The sequence below is a fragment of the Nostoc sp. genome (genome assembly GCF_036917935.1).
Taxonomy (GTDB): Bacteria; Cyanobacteriota; Cyanobacteriia; order Cyanobacteriales; family Nostocaceae; genus Nostoc.
Genome location: NZ_JBALEL010000026.1, coordinates 22055 through 44030, shown reverse-complemented (window position 1 = coordinate 44030; position 21976 = coordinate 22055). Strand labels below are relative to the sequence as shown.

30 protein-coding genes are annotated in these 21976 nt (G+C 44.3%); 21 read left to right on the top strand and 9 right to left on the bottom strand.

Annotated features, from left to right (window positions below; genetic code table 11):
* The first annotated feature begins 1 nt into the window (after nucleotide 1).
* The 6 genes from V7K62_RS11035 (at nucleotide 2) to V7K62_RS11010 (ending at nucleotide 4738) form a co-directional block, all read left to right on the top strand.
* Nucleotides 2-2119: a DEAD/DEAH box helicase gene (locus V7K62_RS11035; RefSeq protein WP_334863962.1), complete on the top strand. Its 2118-nt coding sequence runs from the start codon at nucleotides 2-4 to the stop codon at nucleotides 2117-2119.
* A 411-nt stretch (nucleotides 2120-2530) separates the two neighbouring features.
* Nucleotides 2531-2791 carry a hypothetical protein gene (locus V7K62_RS11030; RefSeq protein ID WP_094352000.1) on the top strand — a complete coding sequence of 87 codons (261 nt, stop codon included), beginning with the start codon at nucleotides 2531-2533 and terminating at the stop codon, nucleotides 2789-2791.
* A gap of 160 nt (nucleotides 2792-2951) precedes the next feature.
* A complete protein-coding gene (locus tag V7K62_RS11025) occupies nucleotides 2952-3431 on the top strand; it encodes a GNAT family N-acetyltransferase (RefSeq protein ID WP_109013305.1) in 480 nt (159 codons plus the stop codon).
* Nucleotides 3432-3529: 98 nt separating this feature from the next.
* Nucleotides 3530-3928, top strand: a complete 399-nt coding sequence (locus tag V7K62_RS11020) for a cupin domain-containing protein (protein WP_334863961.1) — start codon at nucleotides 3530-3532, stop codon at nucleotides 3926-3928.
* 9 nt (nucleotides 3929-3937) lie between these two features.
* Complete coding sequence (locus V7K62_RS11015) at nucleotides 3938-4504, top strand: GNAT family N-acetyltransferase (RefSeq protein ID WP_334863960.1); 567 nt, start codon at nucleotides 3938-3940, stop codon at nucleotides 4502-4504.
* 42 nt (nucleotides 4505-4546) lie between these two features.
* A complete protein-coding gene (locus V7K62_RS11010; protein WP_334863959.1) occupies nucleotides 4547-4738 on the top strand; it encodes a serine hydrolase domain-containing protein in 192 nt (63 codons plus the stop codon).
* 369 nt (nucleotides 4739-5107) lie between these two features.
* Here the strand turns inward: V7K62_RS11010 and V7K62_RS11005 are convergent, their stop codons facing one another.
* Nucleotides 5108-5740 carry a glutathione S-transferase family protein gene (locus tag V7K62_RS11005; protein WP_334863958.1) on the bottom strand — a complete coding sequence of 211 codons (633 nt, stop codon included), beginning with the start codon at nucleotides 5738-5740 and terminating at the stop codon, nucleotides 5108-5110.
* A 194-nt stretch (nucleotides 5741-5934) separates the two neighbouring features.
* Between V7K62_RS11005 and V7K62_RS11000 the strand changes: the two genes are divergently transcribed.
* Nucleotides 5935-7122, top strand: a complete 1188-nt coding sequence (locus tag V7K62_RS11000) for an RNA-guided endonuclease InsQ/TnpB family protein (protein ID WP_334863957.1) — start codon at nucleotides 5935-5937, stop codon at nucleotides 7120-7122.
* Nucleotides 7123-7282: 160 nt separating this feature from the next.
* On the opposite strand, the gene V7K62_RS10995 is transcribed toward V7K62_RS11000, so the two are convergent.
* The 5 genes from V7K62_RS10995 to V7K62_RS10975 form a co-directional block, all read right to left on the bottom strand.
* Nucleotides 7283-7717, bottom strand: a complete 435-nt coding sequence (locus V7K62_RS10995; RefSeq protein ID WP_334863956.1) for a VOC family protein — start codon at nucleotides 7715-7717, stop codon at nucleotides 7283-7285.
* Between the two features lie 246 nt (nucleotides 7718-7963).
* Nucleotides 7964-8374, bottom strand: coding sequence for a VOC family protein (locus tag V7K62_RS10990; protein ID WP_094352008.1), 411 nt, complete (start codon nucleotides 8372-8374; stop codon nucleotides 7964-7966).
* A gap of 298 nt (nucleotides 8375-8672) precedes the next feature.
* On the bottom strand, nucleotides 8673-9104 hold the full coding sequence (locus V7K62_RS10985; protein ID WP_334863955.1) for a YciI family protein: 432 nt from the start codon (nucleotides 9102-9104) through the stop codon (nucleotides 8673-8675).
* A 225-nt stretch (nucleotides 9105-9329) separates the two neighbouring features.
* Nucleotides 9330-9827 carry a VOC family protein gene (locus V7K62_RS10980; RefSeq protein WP_334863954.1) on the bottom strand — a complete coding sequence of 166 codons (498 nt, stop codon included), beginning with the start codon at nucleotides 9825-9827 and terminating at the stop codon, nucleotides 9330-9332.
* A gap of 35 nt (nucleotides 9828-9862) precedes the next feature.
* Nucleotides 9863-10222 carry a YciI family protein gene (locus V7K62_RS10975; RefSeq protein WP_334863953.1) on the bottom strand — a complete coding sequence of 120 codons (360 nt, stop codon included), beginning with the start codon at nucleotides 10220-10222 and terminating at the stop codon, nucleotides 9863-9865.
* Nucleotides 10223-10391: 169 nt separating this feature from the next.
* On the opposite strand from V7K62_RS10975, the gene V7K62_RS10970 reads away from it, so the two are divergent.
* The 6 genes from V7K62_RS10970 (at nucleotide 10392) to V7K62_RS10945 (ending at nucleotide 14518) form a co-directional block, all read left to right on the top strand.
* A complete protein-coding gene (locus V7K62_RS10970; RefSeq protein WP_334863952.1) occupies nucleotides 10392-11651 on the top strand; it encodes an RNA polymerase sigma factor in 1260 nt (419 codons plus the stop codon).
* Between the two features lie 161 nt (nucleotides 11652-11812).
* Nucleotides 11813-12238, top strand: a complete 426-nt coding sequence (locus V7K62_RS10965; protein ID WP_334863951.1) for a VOC family protein — start codon at nucleotides 11813-11815, stop codon at nucleotides 12236-12238.
* A gap of 37 nt (nucleotides 12239-12275) precedes the next feature.
* Nucleotides 12276-12407: a VOC family protein gene (locus tag V7K62_RS10960; protein ID WP_334863950.1), complete on the top strand. Its 132-nt coding sequence runs from the start codon at nucleotides 12276-12278 to the stop codon at nucleotides 12405-12407.
* A 47-nt stretch (nucleotides 12408-12454) separates the two neighbouring features.
* Entirely contained in the window at nucleotides 12455-12940 is a 486-nt protein-coding gene (locus tag V7K62_RS10955) for a hypothetical protein (protein ID WP_334863949.1), read from the top strand.
* 263 nt (nucleotides 12941-13203) lie between these two features.
* The gene (locus tag V7K62_RS10950; RefSeq protein ID WP_334863948.1) at nucleotides 13204-13407 is read left to right on the top strand and encodes a hypothetical protein; all 204 of its coding nucleotides are present in this window, start codon (nucleotides 13204-13206) and stop codon (nucleotides 13405-13407) included.
* A gap of 178 nt (nucleotides 13408-13585) precedes the next feature.
* Nucleotides 13586-14518 (top strand): GIY-YIG nuclease family protein, encoded by a 933-nt coding sequence (locus V7K62_RS10945; protein WP_334863999.1) that lies wholly within the window; start codon nucleotides 13586-13588, stop codon nucleotides 14516-14518.
* A 194-nt stretch (nucleotides 14519-14712) separates the two neighbouring features.
* On the opposite strand, the gene V7K62_RS10940 is transcribed toward V7K62_RS10945, so the two are convergent.
* From V7K62_RS10940 to V7K62_RS10930, 3 genes are all read right to left on the bottom strand, one after another.
* Nucleotides 14713-15048, bottom strand: a complete 336-nt coding sequence (locus V7K62_RS10940; RefSeq protein ID WP_104906680.1) for a hypothetical protein — start codon at nucleotides 15046-15048, stop codon at nucleotides 14713-14715.
* A complete protein-coding gene (locus tag V7K62_RS10935; protein ID WP_334863947.1) occupies nucleotides 15048-15383 on the bottom strand; it encodes a DUF5674 family protein in 336 nt (111 codons plus the stop codon). Before V7K62_RS10935 ends, V7K62_RS10940 begins: the two co-directional genes overlap by 1 nt.
* Nucleotides 15384-15520: 137 nt before the next feature.
* Nucleotides 15521-16321 (bottom strand): peroxiredoxin-like family protein, encoded by an 801-nt coding sequence (locus V7K62_RS10930; protein WP_334863946.1) that lies wholly within the window; start codon nucleotides 16319-16321, stop codon nucleotides 15521-15523.
* Between the two features lie 85 nt (nucleotides 16322-16406).
* Between V7K62_RS10930 and V7K62_RS10925 the strand changes: the two genes are divergently transcribed.
* The 8 genes from V7K62_RS10925 (at nucleotide 16407) to V7K62_RS10890 (ending at nucleotide 21957) form a co-directional block, all read left to right on the top strand.
* Nucleotides 16407-17651: an AAA family ATPase gene (locus V7K62_RS10925; protein ID WP_334863945.1), complete on the top strand. Its 1245-nt coding sequence runs from the start codon at nucleotides 16407-16409 to the stop codon at nucleotides 17649-17651.
* A gap of 5 nt (nucleotides 17652-17656) precedes the next feature.
* Nucleotides 17657-18244 (top strand): hypothetical protein, encoded by a 588-nt coding sequence (locus V7K62_RS10920; RefSeq protein ID WP_334863944.1) that lies wholly within the window; start codon nucleotides 17657-17659, stop codon nucleotides 18242-18244.
* Between the two features lie 765 nt (nucleotides 18245-19009).
* Nucleotides 19010-19408, top strand: coding sequence for a hypothetical protein (locus V7K62_RS10915; RefSeq protein ID WP_012408893.1), 399 nt, complete (start codon nucleotides 19010-19012; stop codon nucleotides 19406-19408).
* 22 nt (nucleotides 19409-19430) lie between these two features.
* Nucleotides 19431-19982 (top strand): hypothetical protein, encoded by a 552-nt coding sequence (locus tag V7K62_RS10910; RefSeq protein WP_334863998.1) that lies wholly within the window; start codon nucleotides 19431-19433, stop codon nucleotides 19980-19982.
* 8 nt (nucleotides 19983-19990) lie between these two features.
* Nucleotides 19991-20251, top strand: coding sequence for a hypothetical protein (locus tag V7K62_RS10905; protein ID WP_334863943.1), 261 nt, complete (start codon nucleotides 19991-19993; stop codon nucleotides 20249-20251).
* A 60-nt stretch (nucleotides 20252-20311) separates the two neighbouring features.
* Complete coding sequence (locus V7K62_RS10900) at nucleotides 20312-20530, top strand: hypothetical protein (RefSeq protein WP_011316696.1); 219 nt, start codon at nucleotides 20312-20314, stop codon at nucleotides 20528-20530.
* A gap of 10 nt (nucleotides 20531-20540) precedes the next feature.
* Nucleotides 20541-21383: a phage terminase large subunit family protein gene (locus V7K62_RS10895; protein ID WP_334863997.1), complete on the top strand. Its 843-nt coding sequence runs from the start codon at nucleotides 20541-20543 to the stop codon at nucleotides 21381-21383.
* Between the two features lie 4 nt (nucleotides 21384-21387).
* Nucleotides 21388-21957, top strand: coding sequence for a hypothetical protein (locus tag V7K62_RS10890; RefSeq protein WP_334863942.1), 570 nt, complete (start codon nucleotides 21388-21390; stop codon nucleotides 21955-21957).
* Nucleotides 21958-21976: the final 19 nt, after the last annotated feature.

Below are 21976 nucleotides of genomic sequence, written 5' to 3'. Positions count from 1 at the left end.
CATGACTTCAGCCTTTGCTCGTTTTCCTCCCCGTTTGCAAGCCGCTATTGTCTCCAATTTAGGGTGGTCTTCTCTGCGTCCTGTCCAAGAACTGGCAGGACATACACTGCTCGACGGTAATAATGCAATTGTTCTAGCCCCTACAGCTGGTGGCAAAACGGAAGCTTCTATATTTCCATTATTAGCAACGTTAATGGAACGCGAGCCTGAAGGAGTTGGACTCATATACATTGCACCGATTAAAGCTTTGTTGAATAATCAAGCCGAACGTTTGGGGCATTACACCGAAATGGTAGGTCTAAGGCGCTTTCTTTGGCATGGGGATATTAAAGATAAGGAAAAGCGTGCCTTTATTAAAGAGCCGACAGCACTATTGATGACCACTCCTGAGTCATTAGAGGTGATGCTGCTATCCGCCAAAGTCCCTCACACAAAAATCTTTGGCGATATGCGTGCTTTAGTAATTGATGAAGTTCATGCCCTAGCTGGTACAGACCGAGGGGCCCATCTCATGTCCGTTGTGGAACGGCTAGTTCGTTACACCAATAACGACGTGCAGCGCGTTGGACTTAGTGCCACTGTTGGTAATCCGGTAGATATTTTGCATTGGCTCCAAGGTACATCAAAACGTCCAGGTTGCGTTGTCGATCCGCCCAAAGTTCCCTCGAAAAAGGATTTGCGCGTTTATCTGCGTGATACACTAGGCGCGATCGCTCAAGATGCCAGTCAGATAACGCAGAGCAAGAAAAGCCTGTTTTTTTGCCAAAGTCGCTCTTTGGCTGAAGAAATTGCCGAACGGATGCGTAACCGAGGTACAGATGTCTTTGTCCACCATAGTTCTGTCTCCCTCGAAGAACGAACAGCCGCAGAAGAGCGTTTTCATAGAGGGACAAATGCCAGCATTATTTGTACCTCCACTCTAGAGTTGGGCATCGATGTTGGCGACCTCGATTTAGTATTACAAGCTAATGCTCCTTCTACTGTCTCATCCTTCCTTCAAAGGTTGGGGCGTACTGGCCGAAGGACGGGGCAACAAGCTAATACTACATTTTTTTGTGAAAATATAGAGACAGTTTTGCAAGCGATCGCCATCATTGAACTAGCTAGGAAAGGCTGGGTCGAATCTATACCGAATCAGACACGCGCATGGCCCGTACTTGTACATCAGCTACTAGCACTTACTCTCCAATTTGGTGGCATTAGCCCAGAACTCTGCTGGGGGCAACTTTCAGTAGTTCCTGATTTTTCAGGCATAACCCACTCAGAATTTGAAATACTGATCAAACACATGATTCAGGAAGATTACCTGTTTCTAGCTGGTGGACTACTATCAATGGGAGAAAAAGCAGAACGAGTATTTGGGCGCAAAAACTTTATGGAACTCTACGCCGTCTTCAGCAGCCCAGTAATGTATAAAGTACAAACACCTGTAGGTTACACTGTAGGCTCCCTAGAGCAATCGTTCGTTGATAAATTAGTCGCAGACATGAGTTCATTCCTGCTCAGTGGTCGAGCTTGGACAGTTATGCACATTAACCATGAGGAACGCACAGTTCGAGTTGTTCCTGCTCCTCGTGGTAAAAAACCAAGCTGGGGTGGCTTTGCCCCACAGCTACTAGGCTTTGAACTCTGTCAGCAAATTGCGGAAATATTGCAATCAGAAAGTACTATTCCTTACATTGATGCTAAGACACAAGCTGTGTTAGATGAGTACCGTTCTGATCTCAGGCCATTAATAACAGAAGTTCAATCAAGCATACAATTAGAACCAGATCGGGCGCTGTGGTGGACTTTCGCAGGTGGACAAATTAATCACACCCTTAAATACGGTCTGCAATTTCACCATGATTGGAAGATTACCTCTGACAACTTCAAGTTAAAAATTGAAGGCGATAGTGTTGGTTATGCAACTTTAAGTTTAGCGATCGCTCAGATGAGTACTTCTGCCTTTTGGAAAGCTCCAGCTACCCAGCGCTTTATCCTTTCGCAATTACCAGAATATCGCCTGAGTAAGTTTCAGAGGGCGTTGCCAGAAGTGTATTCTCTAGAGATGGTTAGCAATTATTTGCTAGATATGCCAGGAGTAATTAAATTTTTGAATTTAAATAAACTTGAATAATTTTATCTCAGTAACAAAGCCACTTTGAGCGAGATACCTTAGATTGAACTAAAATCAAGTCAAAGTTTAAAAGACTGTGGGTTGCGCTCATCATCACCTACGCTTGTTATCAAAATTCCCTGTCTGCAAAAAATCCTTTCCAGTTTGATTTTGGGAATCAATGGTTCCTATAAGGCTAAAGAGTGCCCAAAACATCTGTGTAAAATATTGTGGCATCTGCGCGAAAAAGAAATTTGTATCTATATCTAATTGATAAATTCCTCAGCAAGGGACTCGTATTTTCTATAGATTTGCTGTATCTTGTTTATTCTGTGCAATTATTAACACCCAATTTCTCACAACTTTGCTGTCATCCAGATTTTCAGCCAATGCCTTTGGGGAGCAGTGAATGAAAACTTTTAATAGATAGATATGAAGATCATCAAAAAATCCGACAAGCTGACTCTGAAGAAAATGATGGAAATCCAACACGCTGAAGACCAAAATCTTCTCTTCTGTACCGTCAATTCTTCAGCCCCTGTAGTTGATGAGCAACCAGCAGCAATTCTTCTTCCAAGAGAACCTGACTATATTCCATTCCTTGACAATCCTCCAGTACAGTCTGTTGGCAACTCTGGCTGGCAGATTTCTGACATTTGGCGGGATATCCGGGTGGATGATTTTTGTGGGTGATACTCCTGATAAACATAGGTAAAAATAATACGTTGGTCTTGTGGTGTACGTACTGTCACAAACAGGAGTTGCTCTTTGGTAAAGAAGCCTACCAAATAATCAACGGTAGCATTAAAGTTGAGTGCGTAGACATTTAGGCGGCAAGGCGATAGACATTGCAATGGCTCAATGGGTAAACGAAAGAGAAAACATTACAATACATCCTTCCCGAAGCAAAGAGTTCCATTTCCTCTGGGCTTTTCCTCCACTCAACGAGCAGGAGTGCAAAAACTATATCAATCGTTGCCAAAATGAGGACTTTGAAGGCTTACTAATTTGTCACGCAGATAGCGCTGAAATTATTGGAGTCGCAAATTTCAGTCAAATCTTCTACCGAGCGTTTCAAAATGCTTATCTCGGTTATTACGTTGACGTAAATTTTTCAGGTCAGGGGTTGATGTCAGAGGGTGTGCGTTTAGCGATTGATTACGCTTTTTGTACACTCGGTTTGCATCGTATTCAGCCCCAAAACAGGGCATCCATTCATTTGGTAGAGCGACTCGGTTTCACGAAGGAGGGCTTCTCTCGACGATACCTCAAAATCAATGGAGAATGGCGTGACCATGAACGCTGGGCTTTAACGGTTGAAGATTGGGTATAGGTATGCCAGCAGCCCAACTTCGTAGCAGACGGACGAAAGGCGTTAGTTGGTTTCCGAGGTTAATCGTTATTCATTCTTACAGCAGGAGTCATCGAATCATGAGTGAAGTCACTCCCCAAAATATCAACTCAACTTTTGTTGTCCTGGATGATGCTAACAATGCAATTCCGATCGCTGTTAGCGATCGCTTCTACGAAAAGCTAGAGCAGCAATTTGGAGACTTTAAGGGAAAACGGTTGATTTCCCACTACACATTCGAGCAAGACTGGGATAGTTGGGAAAGACACCCTGCCGGAGAGGAATTTGTCTGCCTTTTATCTGGACAGATTGATTTCGTGCTGGAGCAGAACGAAGGTGAAAAAATCGTGTCTCTCAACACCCCCGGTCAGTACATTTTGGTGCCACGCGGAGTCTGGCATACAGCAAAGGTTCGTACTCCCAGTTCAGTGTTATTTATCACGCCTGGTGAAGGAACCCAGAGTCGATCGCTTTCCTAAAACATGGCTATGGACATTACCACCAAACGATTTCTTCTCCGTGACTTTGTTCAGGAGGATGAGCCTGCATTCCTTGCTTATCACGCTGATCCTCGTTATGCCGAGTTCTGTTCACCGGAAGAAGTGACCCCGGACTTTACTTATCAACTGTTTCAACGGTTCATACAATGGGAAACCGAAGTTCCTCGATGCAATTACCAGTTGGCGATCGTCGATCGCCGCAATCTGGAGTTAATTGGCTGTGGTGGATTGCGGCAGGATGGCTATGCTGCCGGGCAGGCAGAACTTGGAATTGAGCTAGCACCCCAGCACTGGGGGCGTTATGCCTATGCAATCGAAGTTGGGAAAGCTCTGATTGATTTTGGGTTCCGCGATTTGGGACTAAAGGAAATTATTGGTCTTTCTGTGAGTGCTAACCTGAGAGTATCCCGGCTAGCAGAACGTTACGGATTCCAGGCGATCGGTACACAACCTGGTTCCGGCTGGATGAGTATGCAAGGGTGGAGCCAGATTAAGTGGCAGCTTACCAGAGAATCATGGGAGCATTTATTTCCTTTGACCAGTTCGGTTAATTGAGCTTTTTGGAAGAAGGAGCAACGTAATTCAAGGAGTGTCGCGATGTCAATCCATTCCAAAGGCTATGGCAAAGCGGACGCTCAGCAACCTATCACCCCACAAACTCAATTTCCGCTCGCTTCACTGAGTAAATCTTTTACAGCGATCGCAGCGCTGCAATTGGTAGAAGCTGGAAAAATTAACCTGGATGTCTGTGCTTTGAATCATAATTTGGTTCTTGTCAGATTTTGGTGATGATGAAAGGTTACGCACTTTAAGGCAGAAGGCAGGAGGCAGATGGCAGAAGGTTTTAAAACGTTTTCTTAACCGGGCGTGGGATTTGTGACTTCAAGGGGCGATCGCTTACGGCTTTCTTGTGATGCAGATGTTCTATAATCCTTGCATTGCTTTAATTGTGGAAATTTTTCCTTCGTCTTGCTTCTGCCCTCTGCCATCTGCCCTCTGCCTTCCCCCAACCAGGATCACCAAAAGTTGCCAAGAACCCATATCTTGAGCTAAAAGTTCATTTTATGATTCAAATCACAATGTCCTGGATGTCTCTGTAAAACAATATCTACCAGACTTCACTCTGGCTGATACCCAAACGGCTGATCAGATCACGAATCATTGTGAGGTCTGATTGAGACTTGCAAGTGCAGCTGCGATTCGCCCAGATGCCTTTGGTCGTTTGTACATTCGTTCCATGTAGTCCACCAGCGTGGGGAAAGTGGCGAGTAGCTGAACTTCGTTCGCCCAATCCAGTGTGTAAGCAAGCACAAAATCAGCCACTGTGACGTGTTCACCCACTAAAAACTGCCGATCCAACAGATGGTTCTCTAAAACGACAGCCATACTGGTGAAGTCTTGCCGAGCGAGAGGTATTTCAGCAGGCAATCTCAACTCTTCTGGGTATATAAACGTGTGGCGAGCGATACGCCATAGCGGCTGTTCCAATTCGGTGGCAGTAAAGAGGAGCCAACGATAAAGCTGTGCTCGCAGAAGCAAGTCTGTCGGTACTAAGTTAGATTCTGGGTACTTCTCACCGAGGTACAAAGCAATGGCTACGGATTCAGTGATGATATGTTCGCCATCGATGAGCACAGGGAGCTTGCCAGTGGGATTAATGGTGAGAAAATCGGGTGTACGGTGTTCACCTGCCCGCATGTTGATGGAGATTGCTTCAAATTCCACCCCAAGTTCCTGGAGAACCCAGCGAACCCGAATTGATCGTGTGGGAGCAAATTCATAGAGTTTCATCTAACACCCCCAGGAGACTCCCGCCACAACGCAGTTTGGCGGTGAGAGGAATGGGGACGAGCGAGAAGCCTCACCCCTGAGTCGAGTTGTGGAGTGCGAACGACAGACGACGGGGTGAGCGACGAGTGAGTAAATGAACTTTGGTGCATGGGGGGTTGTACGTATTTCACAAATTTAATGGTAAAATGTGAGGTATGGAAAAAGCCTACCGCTACCGTTTTTACCCAACCACCGAGCAAGAACAGATATTGCGCCGGACAATTGGTTGTGTGCGGTTGGTTTTCAACAAAGCTTTGGCTTCCCGAACCGAGGCTTGGTACGAGAGACAACAGAAGGTTGATTACATTCAGTCTTCTGCTATGTTGACGCAGTGGAAAAAACTTGATGACCTCCAGTTTTTGAATGAGGTTAGCTGCGTACCACTGCAACAAGGTTTGAGACATCTGCAAACTGCTTTCACTAACTTCTTTGCTGGTAGAGCAAGATACCCCAACTTCAAAAAGAAGCAAAGTGGTGGCAGCGCGGAATTTACCAAGTCTGCTTTCCGGTGGAAAGATGGACAGGTTTACTTGGCTAAATGCTCTCAAAGTTTGCCAATTAAATGGTCTAGGCAGCTTCCCGAAGGATGTGAACCTAGCACCATCACAGTTAGACTTGAACCTTCTGGACGCTGGTTTGTTAGTTTGCGGATTGACGATCTGACCGACCAAGCCATGCAACCAGTTGATAGTGCTGTAGGCTTGGATGTTGGCATTAGTAGCCTTGTCACCCTGAGTACGGGTGAAAAGATTGCGAATCCAAAAGCGTTTGACAAGCACTATCAAAAGTTGAGGAAAGTCCAAAAGTCTTTGAGTCGCAAACAAAAAACTTCTCGCAATCGTGATAAAGCTAGACTCAAAGTTGCTCGGATTCAAGCTAAAATTTCTGACGGACGTAAAGACCATCTGCATAAACTGACAATCCGACTGATTCGTGAAAACCAAACGATAGTAGTTGAGGATTTGGCAGTTAAAAACATGGTCAAAAATCCCAAACTTGCCCGTGTTATTAGTGATGCTGCATGGGGCGAGATGGTGAGGCAACTGGAATATAAAGCCAAGTGGTACGGTCGAACCTTGGTGAAGATTGACCGATGGTTTCCCAGTTCTAAACGCTGTGGTAACTGCGGACATATCGTTGATAAATTGCCGTTGAGTATCAGAGAGTGGGATTGTCCAAACTGCGGAACACACCACGACCGTGATATCAACGCCAGCCGGAATATCTTGGCGGTGGGACACACCGTTGCAGTCTGTGGAGCGAACATAAGACCTGATAGGCATAAGTCTAAAGGGCAGTTGCGAAAATCCAGTAATGGAAAGAAACAGAAACCCAAATCGTGAGTTTTGGGAATCTCCCGCTACACCGCAAGGTTAGCGGGAGAGGATGTCAAGAATCAACCTCAGTGATGTGCAAATATCTTTCATCTTCTTGTATGAATGTGTGTGCTCATATTTCGATGAGTTCGCTTTCTTTGTGTTCCACTGGTTGTTCTGTTATGGTTTACACTCCTGCTCCTTCCCTTTCAGCCTCAACTGGATGGGTTGCTTCGGGTTCCATGTAAATCAGTTCCCAAATGTGACCATCTAAATCCTGAAATCCATGCGCGTACATAAATCCGTGGTCTTGAGGTTCGTTGTAGGTTGTGCCACCAGCAGCAACGGCTTCACGAACCAGCTGATCCACTTTTTCTCGGCTCTCAACTGATAAGCACGTCAACACTTCGGTACTTTTTGTGGCATCGCAAATCGGGTTCGGCGTGAATGTTTTGAATTTCTCATGCGTCAAAAGCATCACAAAGATGGTTTCGGACACAATCATGCAGGTGGCCGTTTCATCGGTAAATTGGGGGTTGAACTGAAAGCCAAGTTTTGTGAAAAACTCGATGGATTGCTGGAGATATTTGACGGGTAGGTTGACGAAAATTTGAGTACTCATGGTTTCTCCTAGTGTAGTTAGTTGTTGGTCAGTGGTCAGTGGCTATTTACAAAGGACAAAGGACGAATGGCACGCTTGATTAAGCTGAAGGGTAGGCAGCGTAAGGATGCTCCAGGGGCAGGGGTGCAGGGGTGCGGAGGGAATTTTTAAATATCCGAACGTAATGCCTTAAACTTCTTCTTTCTCCCCTGCACAAGAGCTCAAGAGCTGCCTCAACGATTTTCCCTTTTCAAGCGTGCCATTCGCTCAGATGGTTTGTTCGCAGTTGATCATCCACGGTGTCCCAAACTGATCGGTCAACATACCAAAGCGCGATGACCAGAACGTTTGCGCGATCGCCATCTTCACCTTGCCGTTTTCTGCTAGAGCGTGAAAAAGCCGTTCTGCCTCAGCGATTTCAGGAACGCTAATTTGTACGTAGAAACCTTGCGGGGTTTCAAAGTATCCTGGTGGGCAGTCAGATCCCATCAGGAGGCGATCGTCTAGTTCAAGGCAAGCGTGCATGATTTTGTCCTGCCATTCCGGTGAGACATTTTCGGCAGAAGGTGCTTCCTTGTGTGTCATCATCATAGTCATCTTGCCACCCAGACATTGTTCATAGAACTTGAACGCTGCCTCACAGTTGCCGTTGAACATCAGGTAAGAATTGAGTTTCATTGATTTCTCCTTTTGTAATCGATTCTGCGTTTTGATGAGCGGATGGTTCGCACATGAACATCATTTGCGCGGTTGCTGATGACCAAAGAGGCAGGGGAGCAGGGAGCAGGGAGCAAGGGAGAAAGATACTGGAGTTCCCCTGCCACAAGGGTTTCAGAGCAACTAAATTTATTTATGGGGTTCTCCCCCCTGCCCCCTGCCCCCTGCCCCCTGCCCCCTGCCCCCTGCCCCCTGCCCCCTGCCCCCCGCCCCCTGCCCCCTGCCCCCCGCCCCCTGCCCCTTGTCCTCTTCGATGACGTTACTCTTGCTGCTGCGTTTCAAGTTGAGCGCGAATGCGGTCTTCCTGCTCCCTTAAGGCGGGTGTCAGGACTTCATCAAAATCCTCTGCCTCGAATACGGGACGAATCTCAATCTCGGAGTCTCCTGGCATAGGGTTAGGGCAGCGCTTTACCCAAGCAACTGCCTCTTCCATTGAGTTCACCTGCCACAGCCAGTACCCTGCCACTAGCTCCGGCGCTGGAGTGAAAGGTCCCTGGGTGACGGTGCGATCGCTTCCTGAAAAGTGAACTCGCACCCCTTTTGAGCTAGGATGAAACCCCTCAGCGGCGAGCAAGATACCTGCCCTAGCTAATTCTTCGTTGTACTGCCCCATTTCAGTTAAAAGCTGTTCGCTCGGCATGACCCCAGTTTCAGAGTCTTGGGTTGCTTTGACAAAGACCATGACTTTCATTGTGAAATCTCCTGTTGAATGGTTTTGAGTTAGATTGCGAGGGGTTGGGTATCAATACTGCACGCTTTGTGCATTTTCAACTCGGCATTGGGTTTGGGGTAAAGGTTAAAGGGTAAAGGTTTTTTCTTTCCCCTTCCCCCCTTCCCCCTTCCCCTTTTCCCCAAAACCCGACAAGTATTGGGTTGGGTGTGCTGATTAGCGCAAAGCGCAAGTCCGAAGGAACCGCTAATCAGCAGCGACACGTTTGAGTTCATCAATTTCGATCTTCTTCATTTGCAGCATGGTAGTGGTTACTTTTTGAGAGGTTGCCGCGTCGGGGTGGTTGAGTAACTCAATCAGAATGCGAGGAATAATTTGCCAGGAGACGCCGTATTTGTCTTTGAGCCAGCCGCATTGCTGTGCGGTTTCATCCCCATCGGCAGACAATTTTTGCCAGTAATCGTCCACGTCCGCCTGGGTATCACAAAAGATTTGGAAGGAAATCGCCTCGTTAAATTTGAAGGTCGGACCACCGTTGAGTGCTGTGAACGGCTGACCATCAAGTTCAAAGCTGACAGTCATGACGGCTCCGGCTGGTTTTCCGTGAATTTCCTGTCCAGCGTCTCCATATCGACTGACGTGGACAATTCTGGAATTGCGAAAAATCGATGTATAAAACTGAGCGGCGGCTTCGGCTTGATCATCAAACCATAAACAGGGAGTGATTTTGGAATTGTTTTGCATGAGGGTTCTCCTTGAGTTCAATTGGTTAAGGAGGGTCAGGGCTGTGCTGGTAGTCCCGCAACTTCGATGACAGGACGGATTTCGACGGTGCCGACTTTTGCACCTGGGATGCGGGTGGCGATCGCAATGGCTTCATCCAAATCCTGAGCATTAACGAGGAAAAATCCACCCAATTGTTCGCGGGTTTCGGCAAATGGCCCATCGGTCACGAGTGATTTGCCATCACGGACTTGGACACTGGTTGCGGTTGCAACAGGATGAAGTGGAGCCGTCGCCAGAAATTGTCCTTGAGTATGCAAGTCCTGGGCGAGTTGGGCAGATTCCCCATAGCAATGCTCCCGCTCAGTTTCACTCATGGCGTTTTCGTCCATATAAATCAGCAGCAAATATTTCATTCGGTTGCCTCCTTTGTGATTAAGTCGAACGGGAATTGTCCAAATCGACACCTGAGTGCAAAAATTTTGTCTAGTACAATTGAACTTATCTCCCTTTATCAGTTAGTCGAACGGGAATTGCTCAAATCGACACCTTGCCCAAAATTCTTTATGTATTTTTGTCAAAGGTATGGCTTTAATCCCAAAAACAGATGTGGCTCAAGCAATTGCTGCCCTTTATCGAACTGAATGGGGGCGCATTGTCGCTATTCTGATTCGGCTGGTCGGAGATTTTGATGTAGCTGAAGAAGCTGCACAGGCAGCATTTACAGCGGCAGTGAATCAGTGGGAAAGCGACGGTATTCCCGATCGTCCCCGTGCCTGGATTATCCGAACTGCCCGGTACAAGGCGATCGATCGCCTCCGACGACGCACGAAACTGACCGAAAAACTGGAGTGGTATGCGGCATCTGGCTTAATTCCATCCACTGAAGAACCAACCTATGACAGTGATGAAATTGAAGACGATCGCCTGCGATTAATCTTTACCTGCTGTCACCCGGCACTGGCAACGGAAACTCAAGTAGCGTTGACCCTCCGAATGTTGGGTGGACTGGAAACCGACGAAATTGCCCGCGCCTTTCTTATACCGACTGCAACAATGGCACAGCGGTTAGTTCGTGCTAAACGCAAAATTCGAGACGCAGGCATTCCTTACAAAGTACCTGAGACGACTGATCTCGCTCCCCGGATAGAGGCAGTCCTGACAGTCATCTATCTCATCTTCAACGAAGGCTATGCCGCAACCAAAGGAGATGCGCTCGTGCGGGCTGACCTCTGCATCAAAGCGATTCGCTTGGGGCAACTGGTGCGGCAATTGCTGGCACCCCAACCCCCATCTGAAGTCACAGCAATGGTGGCGCTGATGTTATTGCACGATTCGCGGCGCAATGCGCGTCTAGATGAGGCAGGCGATTTGATTTTGCTAGAAGATCAGGATCGCAGTCGTTGGAACCATCTACAGATTGCTGAGGCGTTACCTCTGGTAGAGGAAGTGTTGCTCTTTGGAACCGGAGTGTATGCCCTGCAAGCGGCGATCGCCGCCCTCCATTGTCAGGCAACCCGCGCCGAAGAAACAGACTGGGCGCAGATCGTGCGGCTCTATGAGGTGTTGGAACGCTTGCAGCCCTCACCCATTGTGACCTTGAACCGAGCAGTGGCGATCGCAATGGCAGACAGTCCTCAAGCCGCATTTGGACTGATTGATCGCCTTGCTCCAGAACTGGACAGCTATCATTTGTTTCATGCCACCCGTGCAGATTTATTCCGGCGTGTTGGAGCATTAGATGAAGCGACCCAGAGCTATACACGGGCACTAGAATTAGTGACAAATGACAGTGAGCGTCGTTTTCTGGAACGTCGATTGCGCGAAGTTCAACCTAACATTTAGTCCGGCTAAGGGTTTACAACTCGGTTAAAGGGGAAAGGGAAAAGGGAAAGAAAAAACCCTTAACCTTTACCCTTTAACCTTTTCCCCAAACCCGATTCCGAGTTAAAAATGCTTTACCCGAGCAGTATTGACATCCACCTCAACTGATAGAGGATTCCGACATGGATAACAATCCCAGCATTCTCTCGCATGTTTCGATTGGTACTAATGATTTTGAACGAGCGATCGCCTTCTATGATGCTGTGTTGCCAACATTGGGCTGTAAGCGATTTATGGAGCATCCAGGGGCGATCGCCTATGGCAAACAGTATCCCGAATTTTGGGTGGGAACTCCCTTCGACGGGCAACCTGCAACGGTTGGTAATGGAACTCACATTGGTTTTATTGCTCCTACAAAAGAAGCAGTCCACGCCTTCTATGAGGCAGCATTAGCCGCAGGAGGTAAAGGCGATGGTGCCCCCGGTGGCAGACCCGACTGTAGTGAGCCGTATTACGGCTGCTTTGTGCGCGATCCAGATGGACACAAAATAGAAGCCGCCTTCTGGGATGAGCAGCTTGAGCAGCAACTTAACCAGAACAATGGTTGACCAGAGAATGACTCATTTTTAGAGGCAAGATAACACTATGGAATTTCATCGAGGTTGCCTGATTGACCATGTTCATTTACGGGTTGCTGATGTTGCTGCCAGCAAACGGTTTTACCGGGCAGTGTTGCGAAATAAATGTACTCCTGGCTCCTGCTCATCGCCCCACTAATTCTGTTAAAATCGCGTCTTCCAGCACGTAAATTTTGAGGCAGTGCCATGTGTGCAAAGGGATTTGGGCAATCTCAACCTACTAAAATCGATAAACTTATTGAATCTGCGGTGCGTTATTGCCACAAGCGACACCCAGAAGCCTTAGACAGCATCTTTGATTATTTACCTGTCAACTTCAACCAACGAGTAGTAACGGGTATTTTGGCAGCATTGCAGAAAGATATTGACACTTTGAGTTGGTTTTGCGGTTACATGGCATCAGAAATCAACCGCAGTGAGGACAACCAAAAGCCTCATCATCCCATCGCGGAACTTAGCAAAACTCTGATTGAATCGGGGATGGAACCCTTTACTGATTTTATGCCTTACCCAGGTTGCCGCATCGTTATACTCAATTCGGAAAAATTTGAATCATTGCCAGAGTCAGTTCAAGCTGTGGTGCAGCAGGCTTTTGACATCAAGGAAAGTACTGGAAAAGAGGCACAAAGGATAAATGATGCCTTACTGCAAGAGTTGGTGGTTCAGGAATAAAAAATTGAATCACAGGAATTGTGGTAAGCGCCAGCCATGTCGCTCTTGCTTATCGCTCTTCATTCAAGCGCTCGCGTTCAGCGTCTTGTAGAGAGGAAAAAAGAGCGAAAAGAGCGATGCCTGCGGCGGGCTATTCGGTGTCGCCCCCATATTTTTAGTTTTGTAGTCAGGCGATCGCACCTACAAATGATTAACTGTGATGCATAAGTTGTTAGATTATTTCAGTTAAATATATATATTCAATAACCAACACAGAATCACCTATGAAACTCGCTAATTCACTCAATTTGGCAAATTTTGTTGGTTCTATTTTACTACCTAGAATCGCTAACAATCAAACAGCTACTTCTAACAAGAGTGAAAGATCAATTACTTTACCCAGTAATTCCATAAATATCAATTCTCTGCAACCCTTTGATACTGCTGTTATTGCTTATCACATGATGGGTATTGGCAACTTTGAATAAAGCATAGTTTCAGTACAGCCTTTGAAAAGCTACTTTATCTCTCCAACCTTGGAGGGGTTTTTAACTGGTGCATTAATTCTTAAAATCAACATTATATTACTCCAGAAGATAGAGACATATTAGAAAAGTTAAAGCACACTAGTAAGAGCAGTTTTAACTATTCAGTAATAGTGTGGCAATGTGGCTAAAATATGGTGTAGATGAAAAAGGTTTATTGATATGTATTGAAGATATCAACAGAGGTAAGACTTCACTTAAGTGTCCTTACTGTAATAGCAGTCTAACTGCTAAAAAAGGCAAGGTGAAAGAGCATCATTTTGCTCATAATGAAGAAACCTGCCGCCCCATAGCTAACCGAGAATTCCCTACTCTCCCACTCTATGACAATTTCAATGTTCAATTATCTGGCAAAGATTTGGCACAGTTAAAACTACTTTGGCAAGAGTACGGAGCCAAAAATTACCCTATTAGTTCCTACTTAATTACTTCTGGTTTACTCAAAGCAGGAGTGTTAAGAAAAAACCTATACTTAACCCCACCTGAGTATGAATTTAGTGATTTGGGTAAAATTCCCGTTGGAACGCTAGAGTTTGCGCGATTCAATGATGTACAGGAGCCACTATTACTTAGAAAACTGCTGAAACTTGAGCTAGCTTTTAAACACGCCGAATACAAAAATGCTCCAGATTTAGCATATCGATTTACTGATTTGAAGCTGTATCGCGCTCAACTTCAACGTATTCTATCCTCTAGCCTATATTTTTTAGAGATTGAAACGAATATTGGCATTTTGTACAAGATAGGAGTAACTCAAAGACCCGTTGTCAAGCGAGTAGCAGAAGTAAAAATTGATTTGCTTGCTCATTATTCCAGTGTTGTTATTAGAGTATTAGGAACTTGGGAGCATAGAGGTAATGTTGAACTGTATTTCAAACACCGCTATCAGGGCTTTAATTATCCTATCGGCAGTTTAACTGAGTATTATAAGTTTAATGCTGAGGATACCGAAATGGTACTGCGTGACCTACAACAAATGCAACCTAAAATACTATCTCAAGATGAAATATATATTTTTGAGGATAATTATAGCTGGGAGCAAATTGCTGTGTAGTATTCTCATAATCCCGTAGGAAAATATAATTAATTACCAAGCAAAAATAATTATTTTATTCCTATACCTCTAAATACTTTACTACTGATGATAAGGCAACTGCTAACTCTTGATACAGCAGTATTTACCGAGGAGCGATGGCGTAACTGATCGCAGTGGTCAAGTGCATTACTTGAGACTATGCACTCAACGATTTAAGAAGCCAGCAAACCCGACATCTCCAATACTCGCTGTGACCAAGTAGACGCAACAGATGCAATATCTGTAATTTCCATTGATTTGTCCCAAACATTGATCCAGTTTTGTAATAAGTCTTGGAGTTGATTTAATTCAACATTATTTATTTCACTTTTTTGTTGTATTAAAGACACGTACAACAAACTTTCTGACAACAATATTGGAACTAATTCACGAATTGCACTCTTTTGTGACCAAGAGTTAAGGCGTGCCAAACTAGCTGCCAATTCTCCTAATTGTTGCGCGTGGGATTGACGTAAAAAACTCGCTTCAATTGCACTCCAGTTAGGCATTACAATCCTCCTAGCAATTGCTTGGTAATTTGGCTAACTTGTTCTCGAATTTGGTTAGACTGTATTATCATACTACGGTTATTCTGGCTTGGGCGAATGTTGATGATTGACTCAAACACGATTTCCTGAGTCAAAGGAGACCAATCCACACCCCAAATATCTTGTTGTCTGCTACCGTTTTTGAGTAACTCTTGTTCGCATTCATAATGGCGAACGCCACCACCTGCAAGAATTTTGCGTTCGATGTCTACTGCTATTTTAATGAATACATCCCAAGTTTTCGCCATTTCGTCTATTTCTTCACGGCTAGCAGGCTCACGGATTATTAAAATCAATTGAATTTAGTCCCAAGTAGCAATCAACAAGATCATTCCATAGATTAGTGAATCACGGCAAACAATTGAACACTGATGAATAAATTCAGGAAAGTTCGCTTATATCCCCCGAATTTAGCAAAGCGCATTCGGGGGCTTTACGCATCACCCATCGTCAAGCTATTTACTTCGATCAAGGATAAAAATGATAGAGGCTGACTCATATTAGCAGCAAAGCCCAGAATTCCTGGATCTCGATGAGAGTAAAGTAACTGGCCTTTGCTATCAAACAAAAAAGTTCCACCACGCTGAGTTAAGTAGGCAGAATTTGGTACATAAGTGTGCCAATTTCTCAGAACTTCCACCATATTACGTACCCGTAGAGTAGCTAATTCAAAGGGACGTTGAAAACCATTTGGGCCAGCTAATCGGAAAAATGAGCCTTTAAAAGCAGGTAGAGGAGTACCTTGAATAATTTCATCATCATCAATGAGTTGAGGGGCTTGACGATCTCCCCTGTATCCCCGAAAAACTTCTCTTAGCGTTCCTGGACTTCCAAACCCTGCACACATTAACATTAGATTTAGCCAAGCTTGATGAGACACAGAAAGTCCAGGTAGAGTCAGATTCAGACCTGAATAAAGTTTAAGTTGGTGATGTAATTCTGCATTGGGTTCAACAAATAAATTTTCCGGTGAAAATCCTGTATATTGACAGAATCTTGTTCCAGAGGTGCGTGAGCCAATTCCCACTGCACGAATAGCGACTTTTTCAGGAGGCAATTTGTTAGCTTTGCGCTGTAACCACCATGCATATTCAATACTATCAAAATCCCCAAGTTGTGGCCAGACTAAAATCAGGATATGTGAGGCAGTCTCGCAATTTTCTAGTAGGGGTCGGGTCATGCCATCACTAACACGCTGAAGTTCAGTCTGATTAAGGATGTTGTAGGGATTCATTAAAAATGATTAACTACTATTGAGCTATCCAATTTTAATTTATCAGAAGTAAGTTGATCAATATAAATTTGTGTATGAGAGCCAAATGTTAAAAGAACTTCACCTCCAGCAAGTTGGTCCTGCTGCCCATTTTGATGTGGCATTTGCCGATAGGCTCAATATATTTACGGGTGATAATGGTTTAGGTAAAAGTTTTTTACTCGATATCGCTTGGTGGGTGATGACTACAAATTGGGCGGAGCAACCAGCGTACCCACAGCGAGTCAGAGGTGAAAATCCACAAATTACAGCCGTAGTTAGCAATAAAAAAAATATAAGAGAGTATCAGAGCCAGTTTGATTTTTCTGAACAGCAATGGCGTAATTTACAAATGCCTCCTTTATTAAAAGAGGTAGTTATTTATGTGCGGGTTGATGGTAGTTTTTCCATTTTTGACCCAGCTCGCCAACGCGATATTCCTTTTGACTTTAATCCAAATACACTTTGGAATGGATTAAAGTCAAAAGATAAAGTTATTTGTAATGGTCTAATTCAAGATTGGGTTACATGGCAGAATCAACCCAATAAATATCCATTTGAACTCTTTTCTAATGTCATTAAAAAACTTGCACCTCACCCTTCCGAATGGATAGAAGTGGGAGAAACAACGCGAGTTTCTATTGAAGACGTGCGCGATATTCCTACAGTTAACCTACCTTACGGGAATGTTCCTGTTACTCAAACATCAGCCGGAATGAAGCGTATTTTGGGACTGGCTTATTTACTAGTGTGGACTTGGTACGAACATAAAAAAGCTTCGGAATTGCGACAACAAAAGCCAGTAAATCAGATAGTTTTACTAATTGATGAAATTGAATCTCATTTGCATCCTCGTTGGCAGAGGGTGATTTTACCAGCTATTTTATCTGTGGTTACAGAATTACAACCCAGGATGAAGATACAGGCTTTAGTAACTACTCATTCCCCACTTATTCTTGCTTCCTTAGAGCCAAATTTTCATGAGCAAGAAGATAAACTATTTTTATTCAAATTACAAGATAGAGAGGTTAGCCTTGACGAAGTACCTTGGTCAAAACAAGGGGACATAGTTGGATGGTTAACCTCAGACATTTTTGGACTCAAACAAGCCCGTTCCAAAGAAGCAGAAATCGCAATTGAAGCAGCAGAGGCTTGGATGCGTGATGATGAGATGAATACGTTTCCAGAAAATCTGAGAATACCAACACAAATTCATCAGGAACTTCAAAGAGTTTTACCAGGACATGACCCATTTTGGCCCCGTTGGATAGTTACAACAGAGAAAAGAAATTCTGGGTTATCAGGGGTATAACACAGATGATGCCATTTAATCCTCCTCCAGAACCGCCTGATTTTGATAAAAAAGTGCGACAACCAGGAAATGCTTGGTTGGCAAAAAATCCAAACCCTAAAAAAGGAACCAGAGATTATTGGTCGCCTTTCAAAAGTGATTTAGCTGATGGATTTAATAATCTGTGTGGCTATAGCGTTATGTATGAACCAGTTGGTACAGTAGATCATTATCGCAGCCGGGAAAATTATCGTAATTTAGCTTATGACTGGAGCAATTTACGCTTTGCTTCTGCTTGGATAAATAGTAGTAAAGGTACGCTTGATGACCAGGTACTTGACCCTTTTGATTTGGGAGAAGATTGGTTTGAAATTTTGCTTCCTTCTCTACAATTAGTATTAACAAATAAAGTTCCTCCGCAACAACGTCAAAAGGCAGAATTTACTTTGAAACGGTTGCGATTACGGGATGATGAAAGAGTCTTGCGCCAGCGTCAACAATGGTATCAACTTTATTTGGATGGGGATTTGACTCTACAAGGATTAGAAAAAAAAGCTCCTCTGATAGCGCGTGCGATAAAGAAACAGCAGCAGGCTATTTCTCAACAAGAATAAGCTTTGCAATCATCAGATTGTGAAGGCACTTGAGCCACTCTCCGCACTATAAGTGGGGAGAATCGGGCAGAGGTCAAATTAGCTTTTCGCCCTTATTGGCTATCTGGCTAATAGATTTGTCCTCGACAGAGATCCGCTCTGAGGGTGAATAACTGGGTTATCTGCCTCGATTTTTGCGTTTAGTTTGAGTTTTCCCCAAACCAGTTGATTGTTTACCCATCGAATTCCTTGCTTGTTGGTTTTACCTTCTATACTTCTGAATCTGGAAGATACTTTAAAACGTACCTTCTTGGATTTACCTAGCAAAATTTGTTCGCTTGCATTAAATGCTCTTGTCACTAATTTCTGGACTGCTTGAGCATCTATTTTCTCGGCTATCCATTTTGAATTTTTAGCTATTTGTGCAGCGTAAGTGTGTAAATCATAACACGATACGGCAAGATAGTTCGATCAACTTGTCACAGGCTATTAAGGCGCATATCGCGTTATGTATTTCTGTTAGAGTAATTTCTTACCAAAAGAGTAATTTCTCTATTTTTTTACTCATATATAGGAACGTGCTTGCATTCTCAACAAGCAGTATGTAACTTGGCAAGTGTGCAGTTTATTTGGAGATAGGTTGAAATATAGGTGTATTTGAGTTGAGCTATACCTGTACTAAACTGGCATAATGTGTAAATTATTTTCTAATTTACAAACAGGTTAGTAATGTGCTAGTTTAATTCATTTTCAATTGATGTTGTCTTTCACTTGGAATTGAGTTTGATGATATGTGAAAACGTTATCTATACCCAAAAAACACTTGCCGAAAGATACGGGATTTCAATCTCCGCTTTACAAAAGTGGTATCCCTATGCCGGTATAGTAAAACCGCGAAAGCGGGGAGGATATTTTGATGCAGCAACAGTTGAGATTGCTGATGTTTTCTACGTTGCTACCAAAATTCGGCGGTTGACGTATAAGGAATATTTACAGCAAGTAATTCCTGCTGGTGGCTTAGATGCTTATTTACAAAAAGTCAATGGTTTAACCCTTTATAACTTTTTGACTAAGCATATATCTAATGAAGAAAAAAACAACCCGATTGTGCAGGCAGTAATTAGGAGAATTGAGCGCAATGAAGCATATCAACAAAGTGGCAGAGACTTTGCAGGTGTCGCCTGATGTAGTACGTACCTGCTGTCGGTTGTTAGATTTAGCTTTGCAGTCAAATGATACGCTTGACGAAACTGTTGAGCAGCAATTAGTTCAACTTAAAGAGACAGCCTCTCGTGAAGGTATGTCCCTTGAAGAAGCAGCCCAACACTTGATTGCAATGCGCGATCGCAAATCAGAAGTAGGCGAACATAAGTTCGATAAACGCGAGTACATCAAACAGCGATTTGGAGTAGATCCAGAGCAAGCTTCGCCCGACAGCTTTGTAGGAATACTTTACCGAGATGCAGATAGGGGTATTCAGTTAGGAGAATTACGCCATAAAGTGGTGCTTGAATCTTCCACACTTGCTCTAGAAGAATTTGTTTTTCATGGCAGCAGTTTACTTGGTGAAGGTAATACTTCCGTTCCGCCTGGTTACGATGAAGCGCAAGAGCGAATTAACTCGCGCATTGATAACGATTTTTTCGGCAAGGTGAACTGGGGGGAAGAGATTCATCCACTGTTGGTCGGTACATCGACACCGCAGCCGAGACAGTTGAAGTCCTCGCAGCCGAAAACCGGGCAATCTCCGAAGAAATAGTAGCTCAAATGCTACCCATCTGCTATCAAATACGGGATGAGAGTTTACTCAACTTGAGAAAAACATCTACTCAGGCAGTTGGTATAAATTTACTTTCAGTAGTAGCTGGTACTGTTATTGGGACATGGGTAGCAGTTCCCCCAACTCAAGAGAGACAGGAAATTCCGAGTATTCAACCAATTTTGATTGGTGTGGGTATAGGCGAATTAGTTGGTTTAATTTCGGCACTAGTAATAATTTGGTTTACCAGGGACGAACAAAAAACCTAATTAACTTTTCAAAATCAAGGGAATTACTCATTTTAGTCGCATTATTGCTAGGGAGCAGGTATGAGCGCAGCATTTGACTTTTTGGTTAACACAGCTGGTGGTTTGTTGATGAACCTGGGTGTTTCCGGGATGGTGGGACAGCTATTGGGAGTGGGGGCGACCCTTGCCTTGCATCCTCTGTTACTACTTACTGGGATAGTTGTGGGTGGTGCGGGAATTGCGATCGCCCGCGAGTTAAACAAGCGCCCTCAGTTGCAGTTGGTTGTTGATAATACGTGAGGAGTAGATGATGTTTACTCCTACACCTGTGCGAAATAAACAACCGAGTCAAAGAAGGAAAAAGGTAAATGTTACCTTGTGGACGGTCTGTTCGACCGTTAGTGCGCTGTCTGTTATTGGGGCGGTTGCATTGATGGTCGGGTGGAAGCAACAAGTTCCGAGTAATCAGATATCGGAGGTACAACAGGTAAAGGCGCAAGTTGCCCAAATTCGGGAGGTGTACTTAGAGAAGCTGTCCCGTACTGACTACAATATAGACTATCTTTCCAGTTACTCCTCAGTAGAAGGTGCGCCTACTCTTACGGGCTGGCGACAGTTGGCGGCGGCATTGTGGGGACAGCAATTGCGAGGTGAAATATCCAGAATGCAAGCTAATGAGAAATCTGGGTTTTACCGCCTTCATTATATGCCGGCACTGGAGATAGTTAAGTTCAACTCGCTGGATGTTTTACTAGAAGCGGCTTCTGGAAATAATACTTTTTACTGGGGGTATCGCAAAACCGATGGTACGAAAGTTGAAGAGAAGATACCAACTGGGGCGGCCGCTGTTTTGATTTTGGGTAAATTAGAGGCGATTGATTACGCTCAAAATTTGGAATCTCAACCATCGGTTGATCTGAATCAAATGCTAATTCAGATTAAGAATGCTCAAGAACCATACTCTCTTGCACAGGCGCAACTATTACGGGCGCGGGGGTATTTAGACCCAGTAGAGCAGATGGCACAGGTGGCAGACATCCGCGAGAGAATACACCAGAAGGAGGAGCAAAGGCGAATATATCTCCAACAAATGAAGAAGCAATTACCTAAGCCAATTCCTAATAGACAGCCTGTTAATAAATCAGGGGGGTGATGTCATGTATGCCAAGTTTGCTGCTGCGATAGTTTGCATAGCTTTGTGTTCGCTCAATGTTGTAGCGGCAGTCAAACGTACCCCTATTCGTACTACCCTTGAAAGTTCAACTCGCACGACAGTTGAGATGATGCCATCTCCCAATTCAGGAGTGCATTGGATGAGTGCAGTTATATTTATGGCTGGGTTTGCTTGTTTTTTGGGTTGGGGAATTTCTGACTATAACAATGCAGTTGAAGAAAGAGATGAAGTTTCTGATAACTTGCCTAATCCCGGCAATCAACAACTTCATGTTGGTGTTTCTGGTAATGATATTCAGCCTTCTTTAGTGCCTCCGGTTTCACCTTCTCCTGGGATGAGATTCAATAGCGAATTCTCTGCTAAAAATGTAGTTCAATTTTCTCCTCGTTCTACTGTTTCTGGATTAGGGCGAGTACATAGTAGTCAGTTTGTTGAAGATGGAGTGCAAAACCAACCTGGAATATTATCTCCAGAAGAGTTTTATGCCCAACTTCAGGATGAAGATTTCTGGGAAGATACTAACTCCCAGGTAAATGATAAACCTGCCAGCTAGTTACTTAATTTGAGGTCAT

Coding starts and splice junctions, on each gene's coding strand:
- V7K62_RS10925 (WP_334863945.1), top strand. CDS start 16,407: ATGTTAAAAGAACTTCACCTCCAGCAAGTTGGTCCTGCTGCCCATTTT.
- V7K62_RS11025 (WP_109013305.1), top strand. CDS start 2,952: ATGGCTCAATGGGTAAACGAAAGAGAAAACATTACAATACATCCTTCC.
- V7K62_RS10895 (WP_334863997.1), top strand. CDS start 20,541: ATGTTTACTCCTACACCTGTGCGAAATAAACAACCGAGTCAAAGAAGG.
- V7K62_RS11005 (WP_334863958.1), bottom strand. CDS start 5,740: ATGAAACTCTATGAATTTGCTCCCACACGATCAATTCGGGTTCGCTGG.
- V7K62_RS10970 (WP_334863952.1), top strand. CDS start 10,392: ATGGCTTTAATCCCAAAAACAGATGTGGCTCAAGCAATTGCTGCCCTT.
- V7K62_RS10940 (WP_104906680.1), bottom strand. CDS start 15,048: ATGCCTAACTGGAGTGCAATTGAAGCGAGTTTTTTACGTCAATCCCAC.
- V7K62_RS10920 (WP_334863944.1), top strand. CDS start 17,657: ATGATGCCATTTAATCCTCCTCCAGAACCGCCTGATTTTGATAAAAAA.
- V7K62_RS11030 (WP_094352000.1), top strand. CDS start 2,531: ATGAAGATCATCAAAAAATCCGACAAGCTGACTCTGAAGAAAATGATG.
- V7K62_RS10985 (WP_334863955.1), bottom strand. CDS start 9,104: ATGAAAGTCATGGTCTTTGTCAAAGCAACCCAAGACTCTGAAACTGGG.
- V7K62_RS10890 (WP_334863942.1), top strand. CDS start 21,388: ATGTATGCCAAGTTTGCTGCTGCGATAGTTTGCATAGCTTTGTGTTCG.
- V7K62_RS10995 (WP_334863956.1), bottom strand. CDS start 7,717: ATGAGTACTCAAATTTTCGTCAACCTACCCGTCAAATATCTCCAGCAA.
- V7K62_RS10990 (WP_094352008.1), bottom strand. CDS start 8,374: ATGAAACTCAATTCTTACCTGATGTTCAACGGCAACTGTGAGGCAGCG.
- V7K62_RS10955 (WP_334863949.1), top strand. CDS start 12,455: ATGTGTGCAAAGGGATTTGGGCAATCTCAACCTACTAAAATCGATAAA.
- V7K62_RS10945 (WP_334863999.1), top strand. CDS start 13,586: ATGTGGCTAAAATATGGTGTAGATGAAAAAGGTTTATTGATATGTATT.
- V7K62_RS10930 (WP_334863946.1), bottom strand. CDS start 16,321: ATGAATCCCTACAACATCCTTAATCAGACTGAACTTCAGCGTGTTAGT.
- V7K62_RS10960 (WP_334863950.1), top strand. CDS start 12,276: ATGGAATTTCATCGAGGTTGCCTGATTGACCATGTTCATTTACGGGTT.
- V7K62_RS10905 (WP_334863943.1), top strand. CDS start 19,991: ATGCTACCCATCTGCTATCAAATACGGGATGAGAGTTTACTCAACTTG.
- V7K62_RS10950 (WP_334863948.1), top strand. CDS start 13,204: ATGAAACTCGCTAATTCACTCAATTTGGCAAATTTTGTTGGTTCTATT.
- V7K62_RS10980 (WP_334863954.1), bottom strand. CDS start 9,827: ATGCAAAACAATTCCAAAATCACTCCCTGTTTATGGTTTGATGATCAA.
- V7K62_RS11015 (WP_334863960.1), top strand. CDS start 3,938: ATGGACATTACCACCAAACGATTTCTTCTCCGTGACTTTGTTCAGGAG.
- V7K62_RS10900 (WP_011316696.1), top strand. CDS start 20,312: ATGAGCGCAGCATTTGACTTTTTGGTTAACACAGCTGGTGGTTTGTTG.
- V7K62_RS11020 (WP_334863961.1), top strand. CDS start 3,530: ATGAGTGAAGTCACTCCCCAAAATATCAACTCAACTTTTGTTGTCCTG.
- V7K62_RS11000 (WP_334863957.1), top strand. CDS start 5,935: ATGGAAAAAGCCTACCGCTACCGTTTTTACCCAACCACCGAGCAAGAA.
- V7K62_RS11035 (WP_334863962.1), top strand. CDS start 2: ATGACTTCAGCCTTTGCTCGTTTTCCTCCCCGTTTGCAAGCCGCTATT.
- V7K62_RS10965 (WP_334863951.1), top strand. CDS start 11,813: ATGGATAACAATCCCAGCATTCTCTCGCATGTTTCGATTGGTACTAAT.
- V7K62_RS11010 (WP_334863959.1), top strand. CDS start 4,547: ATGTCAATCCATTCCAAAGGCTATGGCAAAGCGGACGCTCAGCAACCT.
- V7K62_RS10915 (WP_012408893.1), top strand. CDS start 19,010: ATGATATGTGAAAACGTTATCTATACCCAAAAAACACTTGCCGAAAGA.
- V7K62_RS10975 (WP_334863953.1), bottom strand. CDS start 10,222: ATGAAATATTTGCTGCTGATTTATATGGACGAAAACGCCATGAGTGAA.